This window comes from Brucella rhizosphaerae, from assembly GCF_002252475.1.
Taxonomy (GTDB): Bacteria; Pseudomonadota; Alphaproteobacteria; order Rhizobiales; family Rhizobiaceae; genus Brucella; species Brucella rhizosphaerae.
This window is the reverse complement of sequence record NZ_NNRK01000034.1, coordinates 17754-33103: the sequence shown is the minus strand read 5'-3', so window position 1 is coordinate 33103 and position 15350 is coordinate 17754. Positions and strand designations below refer to the sequence as shown.

The following is a 15350-nucleotide window of genomic DNA, read 5'->3' as shown; positions in this document are numbered from 1 at the left end:
CTGCTGCGTGATCTATCGATAAGCTTCTCATGTCTATAAGCTTTTGCTGGAAATGCATCATTGATCCGCATCAATGCTCTTTCCGTCAGGACAGGCAAGATCGGAAGATGATCACAAGCTGGAGGCATGAACCGTGTATAAGTCTATTTTGATCGCAACAGATGGATCTGAACTCGCCGATAAGGGCGTGGATCAGGGGTTGGCACTTGCAAAGCAACTTGGGTCAAAGGTGCTGTTTGTTTCGGTGACAGAGCTTCTGCCATCCTACGGTATTGTCGTTGCTGCGGAATGGGCGTCGAGCCCGGCTGCTTTTCAGGAATATCGCGAGGCTATCACCAAAGCGGCCGCTGAGCTTCTCGCGAAGGCGAAGGCCAAAGCCGAGAATGTGGGTGTTTCTGCCGAAGTTGTTCACATTGAGAACCAGTCACCAGCACAAGGCATTATTGAGGCTGCCAATCACAAGCATTGTGATCTGATCGTGATTGCATCGCATGGTCGTCGCGGCGTCAACAAGCTGCTTCTGGGCAGTCAGGCTGCGGAAGTGCTGTCGCTGAGCACCGTGCCGGTTCTGGTGGTCAAGTAAGCCACGCAATCTGCGCGACCGTGCACACAGAATATTGTTCGTTGCCGCTCGCTTGAGCGGTCAACAACGCAAGAAGATTCCCGAACGTCTCTGATAAGCTGTTCCCGCTCACTTCGTTGAGCGGGAGGATCTTTTACAGGAGACAAACATGACCGCGCCACGTCCAAGCAAGACCAGCATCGGTAATCATGTACTTCATCCAGAAACCCTGATGCTCAATTACGGTTACGACCCTGAGCTGTCCGAGGGCGCGGTCAAGCCGCCAGTGTTTCTGACTTCGACCTTCGTTTTCAAGACTGCTGAAGACGGTCGAGATTTTTTCGATTTTGTTTCCGGGCGTAAAGAGCCGCCAGCAGGTGTTGGTGCGGGTCTTGTCTATTCGCGCTTCAATCATCCCAACAGTGAGATCGTGGAAGATCGTCTTGCCGTTTATGAAGGGACAGAGAGTTGTGCGCTGTTTTCGTCTGGCATGTCGGCAATTGCCACGACTTTGTTTGCTTTTGTGCGGCCCGGCGATGTGATCCTCCATTCACAGCCGCTATATGGCGGCACTGAAACACTGCTTGCGAAGACTTTTCATAATTTCAATGTCGAGGCGGTGGCTTTTGCCGATGGGGTGCATGAGGCCTCAATTGAAAAGGCTGCCGACGAGGCCACGAGTAAGGGGCATGTCTCGGTCATTCTGATTGAAACGCCCGCCAATCCGACCAATAGTTTGGTCGATATTGCGGCCATCAGGCGCGTTGCCGAGAAGATTGCAGCAAAGCAGGAAGGACGTCGCCCGATTATCGTTTGCGACAACACCTTGCTTGGCCCTGTTTTCCAGAAGCCACTTGATCACGGTGCGGATATCTCACTCTATTCGCTGACCAAATATGTCGGCGGTCATTCCGATCTGATTGCCGGTGCCGTTCTTGGTGCAAAGGCTGTGGTAAAGCAGGTGAAGGCGCTGCGTGGCGCGATTGGAACGCAGCTCGATCCGCATTCCTGCTGGATGCTGGGGCGCTCGCTTGAAACGCTCGGCATTCGTATGGATCGTGCCGACAAGAATGCTCTTGCGATTTCTGAGTTCCTCCGCGAGCATCCCAAGGTCGACAAGTTGCATTATCTGCCGTTTGCGGACAGTGCTTCAGCTGTTGGCCAACTGTTCAAACGCCAATGCACAGGGGCGGGTTCGACCTTCTCATTCGATATCAAAGGCGGGCAAGCGGCGGCATTCCGCTTTCTCAATGCGCTTCAGATATTAAAGCTGGCTGTCAGCCTTGGCGGAACAGAATCATTGGCAAGCCATCCGGCTGCGATGACGCATTCAGGCGTTCCGGTTGAAGTGCGCGAGCGGATTGGGGTTCTCGAATCGACTATTCGCCTGTCGATAGGAATTGAACATCCGGATGACCTGATTGCCGATCTCGCACAGGCGCTGGAAGCAGCGTGAGTAATGGGTGGTGGGATAGATGGTGCGGGTGGTCGGAATCGAACCGACACTCCTTTCGGAACCGGATTTTGAGTCCGGCGCGTCTACCAGTTCCACCACACCCGCACATAACTGCCAAAGCAGTTTGATATGGTCCAAAAATGGACAGCGGGGAGGGATATACCGGCTAAACGAAACAAGGTCAATCGTCCTCAAGCGGCTTGACTGATTATACTTTCAGGTTAAGCCGCGAAGCCAGCAAGACAGGCGATAAGGCTGAAACAAAGCGTTCAGATCGCCTGTTCAAAACATGTATTCCAGTCCGTCCAGAGCATACTCCGGGTCGAGAAAACCGGGATCGGTAAGATTATGATTCCAATATGAGACTTGAGTACGCATCCCTGAAGACGTGAATCTGAGTTCACACAGAATGCGCACTAAACCACATATCGGAGCACCGATCGCGATCACTCAAATCCGAATGCTCTAATCTCAGCGGCGCAGATTGTACTCGACGATGTTCCAGCAGACCAGAAATGCAATAAATCCAAGCACAATCAGGTCGAGGGTTTTCAGATAAGTGAGATATTCAAACATAGCGCATCTCCTTCCCAAGGGAGGCGCTTTGGTGTTTGTGAGCTGCGAAAGAAGGTCGTGTCCATTGGTTTACTTGATCGCAATTGAGTAACAACTCAATGCTAACCAAATCAGACCCTCATTTTCGCCTTCCATTTTTAATTTCAGGCGCTCTCCCAGAAGCAATGATAGCACAGCATAAAATTTTCTCAAGTAATCGTGTGTTTCTTATTTTGTGTTGAGGGCCTCTTATTTCCTCACGGTAAAGTTGCGGATACGATTTCGGAGAATGCGGGTCAAATTGCGCGTCCGTTGATAAAGGTGGATTTGTGATGCCGCCTGACGGACATTTCTATCAGCACCCGGATGCAGGCCAACCACCAGAGTTTCCATCGTTTCGTGTTCTTTGAACAGACGGGACATGACGGGATGATCGGGCACCGCGCAAGAATCTGTGCGTGTTATGTTGGTATCCTCAAGATGATTTTTAACCACCTCGATCATGAGCAACATGCCGGGCGAATAGGCCTGAAGCGTTTCGTCATAGGCGGTCTTCCACGTCCATGCTTCGCCTGAGACTGTGAACACAATCAGGATTGCAATGACGCGGCCAGCGAGTTCCAGTGTGTGGATGCGAACGCAGTCGCGTTCCGCGAGATTGTTGACGGCTTCACGAGCAAAAGCTGCCCGAAAGCGGTCTACCGCCATGGCTGTTCCGCGTCGGCCTTTCCAGCCGCTGGCTTCCAATGACAGGAAATGCTCGAACGCATGGCGGACTTCATCCGGTGTTCTTGCAATTTGATGGGCGAGTTCACCTTTTTCGGCGAGGCGGCGCCACAGGCGACTATATTCGCGCCGATGATGCGCACCGATTGCTTGCTTGACGTAGGCTTCGCCGTCCAGATTGCTCTCAAGGAACGGGCGTTCTTTTTGCTCGATAGAAACGATTGGTAATTGCCGACCGACCGCCACTGATCGGATCAGTTTCGCAACCGCGCCATTGGCGCGCATTTCAGGCAGCACGAGGACTTCCGGCATTTTGATGTGATCGCGGGCCAGAATATCGAACAGGTCTTCCAGAACACCGATGGGGTCGTCATGGTCGATAAGCGGCGTGCCCTGCGGGCCGAAAGGTGTTGCCCAGGCGCGGATAACGGGGGCGGAAAGCGGTAGCCCGGGACGCTCGATCGTATAGGGCATGACGAAACGCAGCCGGCTACGGACTTCGTTTTCATCACGCATGACCATGAAACGCACTTCACGGTCCTCCAGACGCGGCATGGCAGGTGCGAGAAAACGAGCGTTGAAAAAGATGTTCGGCTCAATCGTGCGGCTGCTCAGGTGGTCGAGTTCGTCACGCAGTTCAAAACCAGCTGATGCGCCGTAGATAGCAAGTTTGCGTGGAATGTCGCGGCTATGCAGGCTTTCCTCAAGCCGCTTTGTCGCATCCATTGCTGGCAGGCTTTCGGATAGTTGCGAAATAATGCGGGCTGTGTGTCCGCCCGCGGATTCTTCAAGCAAAGGTTTCGCGGCCATTACAAGGTCTCCTCAGAGCTATTGCTGCGGGCGTCTCGAGCGCGCTTTTGCGGGATAAGAATAAACATCGTGATCTGCATAGTGCGGTGTACGGCAATTGAAAGCAGAACAGCCTCAAGCAGCATGGAAACAGCTGTCGACACGGCGGCTCCCATCAAACCAAAGCGCGGAATGAGAATGAGATTGAGTGCGACGTTGACCGAAAGCGTGACTGCATAAAGCAGAGCGCAGATATTCTGCTTGCCGGACATGTTCAGCAGGCTTTCGGCGGGTCCCACGCTTGCGCGCGCGATCACGCCGATAATCAGAATGAACAGGAGCGGATAGCCTTCCGTGAAGGTGCTGCCGAAGAGCATCAACAGCGGATAGCCCATGGCAAGAATGACAAGGCCTAAGAACAGTGTCGGCCAGAAGGTCCAGCGGGTCGATGCTTCTGCGAAGCTCGCAAATTCGGCGCGATCTCCGCTGTGCAACAGATCGGAATAGCGTTGTGCTACGCTTGCCTTGACAGCGAAATAGACAAAGTGGGCCAGCGCCATGATCTTGGTTGTCGCAAAATAGATTGCCACATGCTGCGGGTCCATGATGTGACCAACCATCAGTACATCGACATTGATCAGAAGGAAGAAAAAGCCTTCGACAAAGAAAATCGGCAGAGCCACTTTCATCCATGTGGCGAGATGAATTTCCTTGGGTCCGGAAGGAATATCCTTTGCAAGCGACCGATCAAGGGTCAGCAATTGTCCGACTGTCGTTACCCAGGTGGCCGCAATGGAAGCAGCAAGTGCTGTCGTAGCGGTAGAAGGCAATCCTGTGATGTGAGCTGCCACCATGAAAATCAGCATAAGCAGCGGACGGATGATGTAACTTGGCGTCAGCGCCATCATGATCCATGTGCGCGAGCGTGCAATACCGTCAAGCATATTGCCAAGTGCAATCATTGGCAGGCAAACGAAGCCTAGAATAAACGGGATAAGATAATAGCTCTCGATACGATCTTTCAGGAGCACCAGCAGCAAGGATCCCATCAGAGCAATTGCTGTGGCTGATCCGAGGGCAAAAAGCCGGCCTGTATAAAGGATGCCGCGCAATGGATTAAACAGGTTGCGCTGAATATATTCCGGCACATAGCGGATGATGGTGGTGTGCAACCCGAAACAGGCGAGATCGCCAATGATGAGCATGGTGAGCCAGACCAGCACGAAAATTCCGTACTGGAATTCACCCATCCAGCGCGCAAGAATGACCTGCGAAAGAAGAGCGATGGCAGCACTCGCTGCGCGCACAGAAAATGCCAGCAGCGACGAACGCTGGGCACTTGCCTGTGGCCCTGATCCCATCAGGACAGCATCCAGCCGCTCCGTCACTGGACGAAGCCTCGCTGCGATGCTGCCAGGCAGAAACTGGCTCGCTGCTTTTGCTGCCGAAAAACCCACTTGTTGCCAACCCTGCTTATCACGGCCCTTTGTTCAAGGTTCCGCTGGTTCTGCTGATCTTCTTACGGACCATCTTTTATACGCATCCGGCACTGTACCGGTTTTGTGATGGCTGATCATTAGATGGCACTTCTTTAAAAAGGTAAAAAGAAAAAGCCTTTGCTGGCAAAGCGAAGCCAAATTGAAAGAGATGGTAATTACTTTCTGAACATATTAGTTTTTAAGCAATTACTGAAATTGCATTGTGCTGCGGCCAGTTGTCTTCTTCAGTCGCCCTTGATGTTTCATTGCACTCTTCAAGATGATCGAGTTTACGGCAAGGTGAGAACAAAGAAAAACCCCGGCGATATCACGCCGGGGTTTTGTTTCAGATGGCAGCTGTGGGGATGCGCTTAATCAAACGCTCCGTGGCAGTGCTTGTACTTCTTGCCTGAGCCGCAAGGGCAGGCTTCATTGCGGCTAACCTTGCCCCAGGTTGCCGGATCGGCAGGGTCACGTTCAGCAGCCGGGATGACGCGTTCATCCTGCTGATGCTCTGCCCATGCATTTTCGTCAAAGTCATTCTCGCCGGTGGTGCCGTCGATATGGCGACCGGTCATTGGCGGAAGTTCCGGCTCTGGCGGCGCTTCACGGACGATTTCGACGCGCATCAGCTGGGTAATGACCACTTCACGCAAGTTCGCGAGCATGGACTGGAACAGCTCAAAGCCTTCCGTCTTGTACTCGTTGAGGGGATCGCGCTGAGCATAGCCACGGAAGCCGACGACCGAGCGCAGATGGTCGAGATTGACCAGATGTTCGCGCCACAGATTGTCGAGCGACTGCATGATCACCGACTTTTCGATGTAAGTCATGATCTGCGGGCCGAAGCGTTCTGCCTTCTCAGCAGCAGCCTTGTCGGCTGCGTCCTTGATGCGGGCTTCGAACTCTTCTTCAGCGATACCTTCTTCCTTGGCCCAATCTTCAATCGGGAGAACGAGGTTAAGCTTGGTAAGAACGTCGTCCTTGAGGCCTGCAACATCCCACTTTTCAACGTAAGCGTCTTTGGGGATACGCAAAGTGACCATGTCTTCGATGACTTCATGGCGCATTTCAGCAACCGTGTCGGTCAGGTCTTCTTCGTCCATCATTTCAAGGCGCTGCTCGAAGATCACCTTGCGCTGATCGTTCATGACGTCGTCGTATTTGAGCAGGTTTTTACGGATTTCGAAGTTGCGTGCCTCAACCTTGGTCTGCGCCTTTTCAAGCGCCTTGTTGATCCATGGGTGGACGATGGCTTCATCTTCCTTGAGGCCGAGCTTCTGCAGCATGCCGTCCATACGGTCGGAGCCGAAGATGCGCATCAGATCATCCTGAAGCGACAGGAAGAATTTCGACCGGCCGGGATCGCCCTGACGGCCGGAACGACCGCGCAACTGGTTGTCGATACGGCGGCTTTCGTGGCGCTCGGTGGCAAGAACGTAAAGGCCACCGGCAGCCAGTGCCTTTTCTTTCAGCCGTGCGATATCAGCCTTGATCTCAGCGATTTTGGTATCGCGTTCCGGGCCTTCAGGCACGTCCGCAAGCTCTTCGCGTACGCGCATTTCAAGGTTGCCGCCGAGCTGAATATCCGTACCACGACCAGCCATGTTGGTCGCGATGGTCACAGTACCGGGCACACCGGCCTGTGCGATGATGAAGGCTTCCTGCTCGTGGTAACGGGCATTGAGGACCTGGAAGTCCTTCACACCTTCTTTGCGCAGACGCTCAGCCAGAAGTTCCGACTTTTCGATAGAGGTCGTGCCGACGAGAACCGGCTGTCCCTTTGCGTGCGATGCGTGAATATCCCTGACGATGGCTTTGTATTTTTCTTCGACCGTACGATAGACTTCATCATCTTCGTCAATACGCTTGACGGGAAGATTGGTCGGAATTTCCAGAACTTCGAGGCCGTAAATATTGCCAAATTCTTCCGCTTCCGTCGCAGCCGTACCGGTCATGCCGGAAAGCTTGGTGTACATGCGGAAATAGTTCTGGAAAGTGATCGAAGCCAGCGTCTGGTTTTCAGGCTGGATCGTAACCTTTTCCTTGGCTTCAAGTGCCTGATGCAAGCCTTCCGAGTAACGGCGACCTGGCATCATGCGGCCGGTGAATTCGTCGATGATGACGATTTCGTCGTTGCGGACGATGTAGTCCTTGTCACGCTGGAACAGTTTATGCGCCCGGAGGGCATTGTTCAGGTGATGGACGATCGCGACATTTTCGATGTCGTAAAGGCTCTCGCCCTTGAGGTGTCCGGCAGCATCAAGAAGCTGTTCAACCTTTTCGGTGCCAACTTCGGTGAAGATCGCTGTCTTCTGTTTCTCATCGATTTCAAAATCTTCCGGCTCAAGGGCTGGAATGAAAGTGTCGATGAGATTGTAGAATTCGGAACGGTCTTCCAGCGGACCGGAAATGATCAGCGGCGTGCGTGCTTCATCGATGAGGATCGAATCCACTTCATCGACGATGGCATAGTTGTGACCGCGTTGAACCATCTGGCCGCGCTCATACTTCATATTATCGCGCAGATAATCGAAGCCGAGCTCGTTGTTGGTGCCGTAAGTAATATCGCAGCCGTAAGCCGCCTGACGCTCGTTGTCATCGAGACCGTGCTTGATGACGCCCACGGTCAGACCGAGGAAGTTATAAAGCTTGCCCATGGTTTCAGCGTCGCGGCTGGCGAGGTAATCATTGACCGTCACCACATGCACGCCCTTGCCTTCAAGCGCGTTGAGGTAGACAGGCAGCGTCGCCATAAGCGTCTTGCCTTCACCTGTGCGCATTTCAGCAATACCGCGTTCATGCAGAACCATGCCGCCGATCAGCTGTACGTCGAAAGGACGCATGCCGAGCACGCGCTTGGCGGCTTCACGCGCCGTCGCAAAAGCGTCCGGCAACAATTCGTCGAGCTTCTTGCCTTCAGCAAGGGCTGCGCGGAATTCCGCAGTCTTCGCCTGAAGCTGTTCGTCGGTGATACCTTCGTAATTCTTCTCAAGCGCAGTAATCTGTTCCGCACGAGTCCGCAGTGATTTCACTTGGCGGTCGTTGGATGAACCGAATATCTTGCGGGCGAGGCCGCCAAAGCTGACCATTCCTGGTCCTTTCCTGTCCGTTCAGCCGGAAGCGCTTCCGGCAATGTCGAATGCTTTATTCACGCGTATTGAAACAAATGCAAGAAAACTGCGCTGCAAAAGCTGCCAGATACGGCGCATTTTTAGCGTAATTCCACCTGTCGCTTACTGGACGACAAGTCGAAGGACAGATAAGAGGGGCTTCAAGCGATGTCAACGTTGCTCGACAGGCCGGAAAACCTGTGTTTTATCGCGGCCGACAGTCCTTCCGGGCCAAATTCCGCCGCATTCATGGGGCCGGTAGGCGGTCTCGAAGGAGAGAATCCCATATGAAAGCCATTCTCAAAGCCCCGTACCGCAAGGCTCTTGCCATTCTTGCTACATCTGTTGCACTGGCAGGTTTTTCGGGCACCGTCGTCTTTGCGCAGGATGCTGCACCAAAGCCAGCCGAAGCTACCCAGTCTGACGCCGCCCAATCTGACGCTACACAGTCTACAGCTGCTTCAGAAGATCCTGCAAAGGTTCTTGCGACTGTAAACGGTAAGGATATCACCGTAGGTGAAGTCGATCAGGCTGCTGGCGACCTTGATCCGCAGTTTGCACGCCTTCCGGCTGACCAGCGCCGCCTGGCCGCTCTCGCAGCCCTCATCGACATCAAGGCGATGGCTGATGAAGCTGCCAAGGAAAAGCTCGACCAGAGCGATGAATTCAAGAACCGCATGGAATTCCTGCGTGAACGCGCACTCCATAACGAATATTTCAAGGATGCGGTTGTCGACAAGATTTCTGACGCCGATGTTCGTGCGCGTTACGACAAGGAAATCGCAGCGATCCCACCACAGGTCGAAGTGCGTGCACGTCACATTCTTGTGAAGACCAAGGAAGAAGCTGAAGCAGTCATCAAGAAGCTTGAAGGCGGCGCGAAATTTGAAGATCTCGCCAAGGAAAGCTCGACCGATGGCACCGCTGCCAATGGTGGCGATCTTGGTTACTTCGCAGAAGGCCAGATGGTTCCGGAATTCGAAAAGGCCGCTTTTGCATTGAAGCCGGGTGAATATACCAAGGAACCTGTGCAGTCACAGTTCGGCTTTCACGTGATCCAGCTTGAAGATCGCCGGACCAAGCAGCCGCCAGCATTTGATCAGGTTTCCGAGCAGATCCGTTCGATCATCATGCGTGAGCGTTATGTCGAAATGGTCAAGAAGCTGCGCGATGGTATGAAGATCGAATACAAAGACCCGGCTGTCGATAAAGCCATGAAGGAAGCCGCAGCGGCGCAGGAACAAGGCGATGAGGGCGATGCCCCAGCCGCCGCCCAGCCACAGCAGTAATTTTTGAATGAAACAAAACGCCCCGGAAATCCGGGGCGTTTTTCATTGTGGTTTAGAGAATTTCCAATTTTTGCTGAATCAGAGAAAATTCTCTAAGTATTTGTTTTAGCGCGCATCTTGTCCGAAAACCGCTTCACGTTTTTTGGGGCGCGCTTTAGTTATCGCTTGATTTTACGCTGCAAACATTTCCAATGCGGCAGAATCAATAGCATCTCTTCAGAGGCACTCATGTCTGCGTCCGTATCACCGCTCGCCCCCAAACATTATCCGTCCATGCCGGTCATTCACGGCGTGCGCATTGCAACTGCTGCTGCCGGTATCAAGTATAAGGGCCGCACGGATGTCATGCTCATGGTGTTCGACAAACCCGCAGAAGTAGCAGGTGTTTTCACCCGCTCGCTCTGCCCGTCAGCTCCGGTCGATTTCTGTCGTCGCAATCTTGTGCACGGCAAAGCGCGTGCAGTGGTCGTCAACTCTGGCAATGCCAATGCTTTTACCGGTCTTAAGGGCCGTGCAGCGACGGAAGCAACGGCGGAAGCCGCCGCGAAAGCTGTTGGCTGCAATACGACCGATGTGTTTCTCGCCTCCACTGGTGTTATCGGCGAGCCACTTGATGCGTCGAAATTCTCAGGCCTTTTGAGCGATATGGCAAACTCGGCCAGCGATGATTTCTGGACGGAAGCCGCCAAAGCCATCATGACCACCGATACCTATCCGAAAGTGGCCACTGAAACGGTGCTACTCGGTCAGGTTCCGGTAACGATCAACGGCATCTCTAAAGGTGCGGGCATGATTGCGCCGGATATGGCGACCATGCTTTCCTTCGTCGTTACAGATGCACCGATCAAGTCCGATGTATTGCAAATCCTGTTGTCCAAAGGTGTTGGCCCGACCTTCAACGCTGTCACAGTCGACAGCGACACCTCCACCTCTGATACGCTGATGCTGTTTGCAACGGGTTCTGCTGCCGAACGCGGCGCACCGGAAATTACAGATGCTGCTGACAAACGCCTTGGTGACTTCAAAAAGGCACTTGCACGTGTCCTGAAATCGCTGGCGCTTCAGGTTGTGCGTGACGGCGAAGGCGCACGCAAGATGGTCGAAGTTGAGGTGACTGGCGCGAAGTCCGCAGCATCCGCCAAGAAAATCGCGCTTTCCATTGCCAATTCACCGCTGGTCAAGACAGCTGTTGCCGGCGAAGACGCCAATTGGGGTCGAGTTGTGATGGCTGTCGGCAAAGCCGGGGAACCGGCTGATCGCGATCTGCTGGCCATCTGGTTTGGCGATATTCGTGTTGCGCATCAGGGCGAACGTGACCCGGCCTATTCCGAAGATGCAACCTCCGCCTATATGCAAGGCGAAGATATCCTCATCCGTGTTGATCTGGGGATCGGCAACGGCAAGGCAACAGTCTGGACGTGCGATCTGACCAAGGAATATGTTGCGATCAACGGTGATTATCGCAGTTAATCACGATATGCGGCACAGTGAGATACCGAATTTCACGTTCCGCTGACTTTGGAGAGAAAGTTTGAAAATGCCAAGTCTTGCTATCGTCCGCCAGCTTGAGGCCGTGGGCTTTCGTGCATGGCCTGCCACGTCCGTTCATTATGACGGGACATGGGCGATACGCATGACGGCAGCGCACCCATCTAAGCGCCTCAACTCGGTCAATCCGCTCGATCCGGGTGATACGCGGGATATTCCGGCGCGTATCGAACTGGCTTCGCAGCGCTTTCGCGCTTACGGACGTGTGCCTTGTTTCCGGCTCTCGCCGCTCGCTCCGGTCGAACTTGAAGATTATCTGGAAGGCTTGGGATGGAAGCGTCAGGACGAAACCATCGTCATGACCTCCAATCTGGAAGAACTTGATCTGTCGGACGCTCGTGATCAGATACCGCTCAAAGATATCGGCCGCTTTGTCGAAGCATCCGTAACCATTCACGGACGCCCCAAAGAACTTCGTCCGGGATTCTCGGAACTGCTCGACGGCATTCGCCCGAACAAGGGCATGTTTGTTCTGGAAGAGGGCGGACGCGCTGTTTCCAATGTGCTGTGCGTGCAGGATGGCGTGATGGCCGGACTTTTCGATGTGGGAACATTGCCTGATGCACGTCGCAATGGCTATGGACGAGCCATCATTGGTTCAACGCTGAAATGGGCTGCGAGCCTCGGTGCCAAAAAGGCATGGCTACAAATCGAGGCGGACAATGTTGCGGGACTTGCGCTTTATCAGCGCTTCGGCTTTCAGGAAGCCTATCGTTACGCTTACCGGGAGAGCAATGAAAAATGACTGAGACGAAAGCCCGCCGTATCGTGCTGGTTGCGGCCTGTGCGCTTGTGGATGCTGATGGACGTGTGCTGCTGGCACAGCGGCCGGAAGGAAAATCGCTGGCCGGTCTCTGGGAGTTCCCCGGGGGCAAGGTTGAACAGGGTGAAACGCCCGAAGAAACGCTGATCCGTGAGTTGCAGGAAGAGGTTGGTATTACGACAAAGGTGGCCTGTCTTGCGCCGCTCACCTTTGCCAGCCACACCTATGACGACTTTCATTTGCTGATGCCGCTCTATGTCTGCCGTCGATTTGAGGGCGATGCACAAGGGCTTGAAGGGCAGGCGTTGAAATGGGTTCGGCCAAAGGACATGCGCGACTATCCGATGCCGCCTGCCGATGAGCCGCTGATCCCGTTTTTGATCGATCTTTTATGAGCTGTGGAAAGTCTGAAAATAGCTGACAATTCCTTACGATTTATAGCCTGCGTTAATTGATGATTCACTCCGCTGCGGCATTCTCTGGGATAAGTCCCCGGAGTTTGTCCCATGAGTTTCGATAATAATTATTTCAGTGCAGATCATAATGAATATACGCCGGGGCCACTCTCGAAAGCTGGTCGCGGCATTTTGCGCGTTGTTCTTCTTTTTGGGTCTGCCGCAGTGGCCCTCGCGCTGATCATCGTGCCGGTTTTAAACGATCAGGCCAATAAGGTTGCCGCACAATCTGTGCTGCCGGATGGCATTGATCGTACCATGACCGGGTCAATCAAGCGTGATCCTGTTGTTTCCCGCAAAGCACCTGTGCGCCCCATCTGTGTCATTGATCCAGACGGCAGCCATACAGGCGATTGCTGATCAGCTAGCGGATTTGCATATCTCCGGTCGCAAACCCGCTTCACACATTTGCTGAAAATACCCTATTCCACATTTTTGAGCGCATCAGCCAGTGATGCCTTGGCGGAGCCGGGCTTGAGTGGCTTCTGCTGTGATTCATGCGGTGCCCAACCGGACAGCCAGATTGTCGAGAAAGAGGCGCGGATGCGTCCGTCGGGATCACTGAAGCGTTCCGCATAAATTTCGGCAGCACGCAGGAAAAGTCGACGCGATACCGGCTTGCGCGAGCGGTCGCGCAATACATTCTGCATACCCATAGCACGCAGGTCGGTCATCAGATTGAAAATTGAATCATAGCGTACGGTGACGTTTTCAACGTCCGTCACCGGAAGTGCAAAGCCTGCGCGTTGTAAAAGACCACCTACATCACGCACATCGGCAAATGGAAAGACACGTGGAGAAGCGCCACCAGTCAGTTCAATCTCTGCCTGCAAAAGACTTTCGCGCAATTCGCCCAGTGTGCCGTTACCGCTCAGTGCCGCGAGGAAAAGACCGTCGGGTTTTAACGCGCGCGCAATCTGTACCATGGTGCCCGGCGTGTCATTGGTCGCATGTAAAGACATGAGCGAAACGATGAGATCGACGCTGCCGGGTTTAAGCGGCAGAATTTCTTCATCCGCAACAATTGCAGCAAAAGGTCCTTTCAGGAAAGCCTCATCCCGTTCGACCCGCAGGATCAGATCGGCTTTTCCCGATCGGGCAATGGCCGCTGCGGCAGATCCATTATGCCCTGCAAGGTCGACAGCAACTGGAAACCGGCGCTCGACAGCATCCAGCCGGTCTTCAAGATCTTCGGCAGCGCGTCGCAAGAGAAAATCTGCGCCCGGTTCAGCACGTCTGAATGCGCGCCGACGAAAGGCCAGCAAAAGATCGCGATCAAATATCGCGCTTTCGTGTGTGGGGGCAGATGAGGGAGCGGCCATTGCGATTCCGTCTTCTCTTTCGAGTACGCGTAGGTAGAATAGAAACATTTCCAGCAAAAGTGCGAAGCGATTTTGCGTAGGAGAATGCATGAGAGCAAGTGGTTAGATGCATTCGAACGGGGGCGAATGCAATGGCAGATGACGACGGATCGCATCAAAGCTTGTTGTACAGGATTAAATCGAACACACTCAGCGTTGTTCGTGGCGGGCTGCGCTATTCTTCTGACATTTTGTTTCCAGCAAATTGTATCGGCTGTCGCACACAGGTTTCCGAACCTGGAACACTATGTCCGCAATGCTGGTCGCAATTACGCTTTATCGAAAAACCTTATTGTCCGGTGCTGGGTATTCCGTTCAATCATGATTTTGGCGAGAATTTCATGAGCGCGGAGGCTATTGCTGATCCTCCGCCATTTCGCCGTTTGCGATCGGCCGTGCTGCATCGGGGAGCGGCACAGCGTATGGCAGTGGCGCTCAAGTTTCATGACCGTACTGATCTTGCGCCGTGGATGGCGCGCTGGATGCAGCGGGCAGGGCGAGAATTGCTGGATGACTGCGATGTCATTTTGCCAGTGCCCTTGCACAGGTGGCGCTTCTGGTCGCGCCGCTTCAATCAATCGGCAGAACTGGCACGAACCTTGTCAGAGCTGAGCGTCAAGCCTTTTGCGCCGCAGGCGGTCACGCGTATTCGCCGCACTGATCAACAGATCGGTCTTGGTTTGAAAGAACGAAAACGTAATGTCGATGGCGCGTTTCGTGTCCCGAAAGAACACAATATTCACGTGCGAGGGCGGCGGGTCCTTTTGATCGATGACGTCTATACCACCGGATCGACCGTAAAGGCTGTAACGCGCGCCTTGCTTCGTGGCGGGGCGAAGAGTGTCGACGTACTGACCTTCAGTCGCGTGTTGCCAGATTCATAAATACGATTTTGTGAGGATATGAGGGGCTTCCAGATCGGGACGTTGCAACTTATATAGTGGGCAACGAATGGAGTTTTTTATGGTTGATGTTACCATCTATACCCGCCCGGGCTGCCCTTATTGCACACGTGCGGTGGGGCTTCTCAATGACAAGGGCGTTAAGTTCAACGAAATCAACGCAGGCGCTACACCTGAACTGCGTGCAGAAATGCAAGAGCGTTCGGGCCGCAATACCTTCCCGCAGATCTTTGTTGGTTCTGTTCACGTCGGCGGCTGCGATGATCTTTTCGCGCTTGATAATCAGGGCAAACTGGATGGCCTGCTTGCAAGCGGCGAATTGAACTAAGTCAGAGCGCGTTTCGATCTGATTG

General features: G+C 53.6%; 13 protein-coding genes and 1 tRNA gene. 9 read left to right on the top strand and 5 right to left on the bottom strand.

Annotated elements, in window-relative coordinates; all coding sequences use genetic code 11:
• Positions 1–133: 133 nt before the first annotated feature.
• Positions 134–583: a universal stress protein gene (locus tag CEV32_RS17235; RefSeq protein WP_094578356.1), complete on the top strand. Its 450-nt coding sequence runs from the start codon at positions 134–136 to the stop codon at positions 581–583.
• 148 nt (positions 584–731) lie between these two features.
• Complete coding sequence (locus CEV32_RS17230; RefSeq protein WP_094578355.1) at positions 732–2018, top strand: cystathionine gamma-synthase family protein; 1287 nt, start codon at positions 732–734, stop codon at positions 2016–2018.
• A gap of 20 nt (positions 2019–2038) precedes the next feature.
• On the opposite strand, the gene CEV32_RS17225 is transcribed toward CEV32_RS17230, so the two are convergent.
• The 4 genes from CEV32_RS17225 to secA form a co-directional block, all read right to left on the bottom strand.
• Positions 2039–2123 (bottom strand) — tRNA-Leu (locus CEV32_RS17225).
• 699 nt (positions 2124–2822) lie between these two features.
• Positions 2823–4109, bottom strand: coding sequence for a type IV secretion system effector crotonyl transferase BspF (bspF, locus tag CEV32_RS17220; protein ID WP_094578354.1), 1287 nt, complete (start codon positions 4107–4109; stop codon positions 2823–2825).
• Complete coding sequence (locus CEV32_RS17215) at positions 4109–5545, bottom strand: lipopolysaccharide biosynthesis protein (RefSeq protein ID WP_094578353.1); 1437 nt, start codon at positions 5543–5545, stop codon at positions 4109–4111. The genes bspF and CEV32_RS17215 overlap by 1 nt, the downstream gene beginning before the upstream one ends.
• A gap of 392 nt (positions 5546–5937) precedes the next feature.
• Positions 5938–8658 carry a preprotein translocase subunit SecA gene (secA, locus tag CEV32_RS17210; protein WP_094578352.1) on the bottom strand — a complete coding sequence of 907 codons (2721 nt, stop codon included), beginning with the start codon at positions 8656–8658 and terminating at the stop codon, positions 5938–5940.
• Positions 8659–8966: 308 nt separating this feature from the next.
• On the opposite strand from secA, the gene CEV32_RS17200 reads away from it, so the two are divergent.
• The 5 genes from CEV32_RS17200 (at position 8967) to CEV32_RS17180 (ending at position 13094) form a co-directional block, all read left to right on the top strand.
• Positions 8967–9968: a peptidylprolyl isomerase gene (locus CEV32_RS17200; protein ID WP_094579143.1), complete on the top strand. Its 1002-nt coding sequence runs from the start codon at positions 8967–8969 to the stop codon at positions 9966–9968.
• A 228-nt stretch (positions 9969–10196) separates the two neighbouring features.
• A complete protein-coding gene (gene argJ, locus CEV32_RS17195; protein WP_094578351.1) occupies positions 10197–11438 on the top strand; it encodes a bifunctional glutamate N-acetyltransferase/amino-acid acetyltransferase ArgJ in 1242 nt (413 codons plus the stop codon).
• Positions 11439–11505: 67 nt separating this feature from the next.
• Complete coding sequence (locus tag CEV32_RS17190) at positions 11506–12261, top strand: GNAT family N-acetyltransferase (RefSeq protein ID WP_094578350.1); 756 nt, start codon at positions 11506–11508, stop codon at positions 12259–12261.
• A complete protein-coding gene (gene mutT, locus CEV32_RS17185; protein WP_094578349.1) occupies positions 12258–12674 on the top strand; it encodes an 8-oxo-dGTP diphosphatase MutT in 417 nt (138 codons plus the stop codon). The genes CEV32_RS17190 and mutT overlap by 4 nt, the downstream gene beginning before the upstream one ends.
• A 111-nt stretch (positions 12675–12785) precedes the next feature.
• Positions 12786–13094 carry a hypothetical protein gene (locus tag CEV32_RS17180; RefSeq protein ID WP_094578348.1) on the top strand — a complete coding sequence of 103 codons (309 nt, stop codon included), beginning with the start codon at positions 12786–12788 and terminating at the stop codon, positions 13092–13094.
• Positions 13095–13156: 62 nt separating this feature from the next.
• Here CEV32_RS17180 and CEV32_RS17175 read toward each other — a convergent pair whose 3' ends face one another.
• Positions 13157–14056, bottom strand: a complete 900-nt coding sequence (locus tag CEV32_RS17175; RefSeq protein ID WP_094578347.1) for a methyltransferase domain-containing protein — start codon at positions 14054–14056, stop codon at positions 13157–13159.
• Positions 14057–14187: 131 nt separating this feature from the next.
• On the opposite strand from CEV32_RS17175, the gene CEV32_RS17170 reads away from it, so the two are divergent.
• Both CEV32_RS17170 and grxC read left to right on the top strand, forming a co-directional pair.
• On the top strand, positions 14188–14979 hold the full coding sequence (locus tag CEV32_RS17170) for a ComF family protein (protein ID WP_094578346.1): 792 nt from the start codon (positions 14188–14190) through the stop codon (positions 14977–14979).
• 79 nt (positions 14980–15058) lie between these two features.
• On the top strand, positions 15059–15325 hold the full coding sequence (gene grxC, locus CEV32_RS17165) for a glutaredoxin 3 (RefSeq protein WP_094578345.1): 267 nt from the start codon (positions 15059–15061) through the stop codon (positions 15323–15325).
• Positions 15326–15350 lie beyond the last annotated feature (25 nt).

Excerpts from the sequence above, each read along its gene's own strand:
- CEV32_RS17230 (WP_094578355.1), top strand. The coding sequence starts at position 732 with ATGACCGCGCCACGTCCAAGCAAGACCAGCATCGGTAATCATGTACTT.
- bspF (WP_094578354.1), bottom strand. The coding sequence starts at position 4,109 with ATGGCCGCGAAACCTTTGCTTGAAGAATCCGCGGGCGGACACACAGCC.
- secA (WP_094578352.1), bottom strand. The coding sequence starts at position 8,658 with ATGGTCAGCTTTGGCGGCCTCGCCCGCAAGATATTCGGTTCATCCAAC.
- CEV32_RS17200 (WP_094579143.1), top strand. The coding sequence starts at position 8,967 with ATGAAAGCCATTCTCAAAGCCCCGTACCGCAAGGCTCTTGCCATTCTT.
- argJ (WP_094578351.1), top strand. The coding sequence starts at position 10,197 with ATGTCTGCGTCCGTATCACCGCTCGCCCCCAAACATTATCCGTCCATG.
- CEV32_RS17190 (WP_094578350.1), top strand. The coding sequence starts at position 11,506 with ATGCCAAGTCTTGCTATCGTCCGCCAGCTTGAGGCCGTGGGCTTTCGT.
- mutT (WP_094578349.1), top strand. The coding sequence starts at position 12,258 with ATGACTGAGACGAAAGCCCGCCGTATCGTGCTGGTTGCGGCCTGTGCG.
- CEV32_RS17180 (WP_094578348.1), top strand. The coding sequence starts at position 12,786 with ATGAGTTTCGATAATAATTATTTCAGTGCAGATCATAATGAATATACG.
- CEV32_RS17175 (WP_094578347.1), bottom strand. The coding sequence starts at position 14,056 with ATGGCCGCTCCCTCATCTGCCCCCACACACGAAAGCGCGATATTTGAT.
- CEV32_RS17170 (WP_094578346.1), top strand. The coding sequence starts at position 14,188 with ATGGCAGATGACGACGGATCGCATCAAAGCTTGTTGTACAGGATTAAA.
- grxC (WP_094578345.1), top strand. The coding sequence starts at position 15,059 with ATGGTTGATGTTACCATCTATACCCGCCCGGGCTGCCCTTATTGCACA.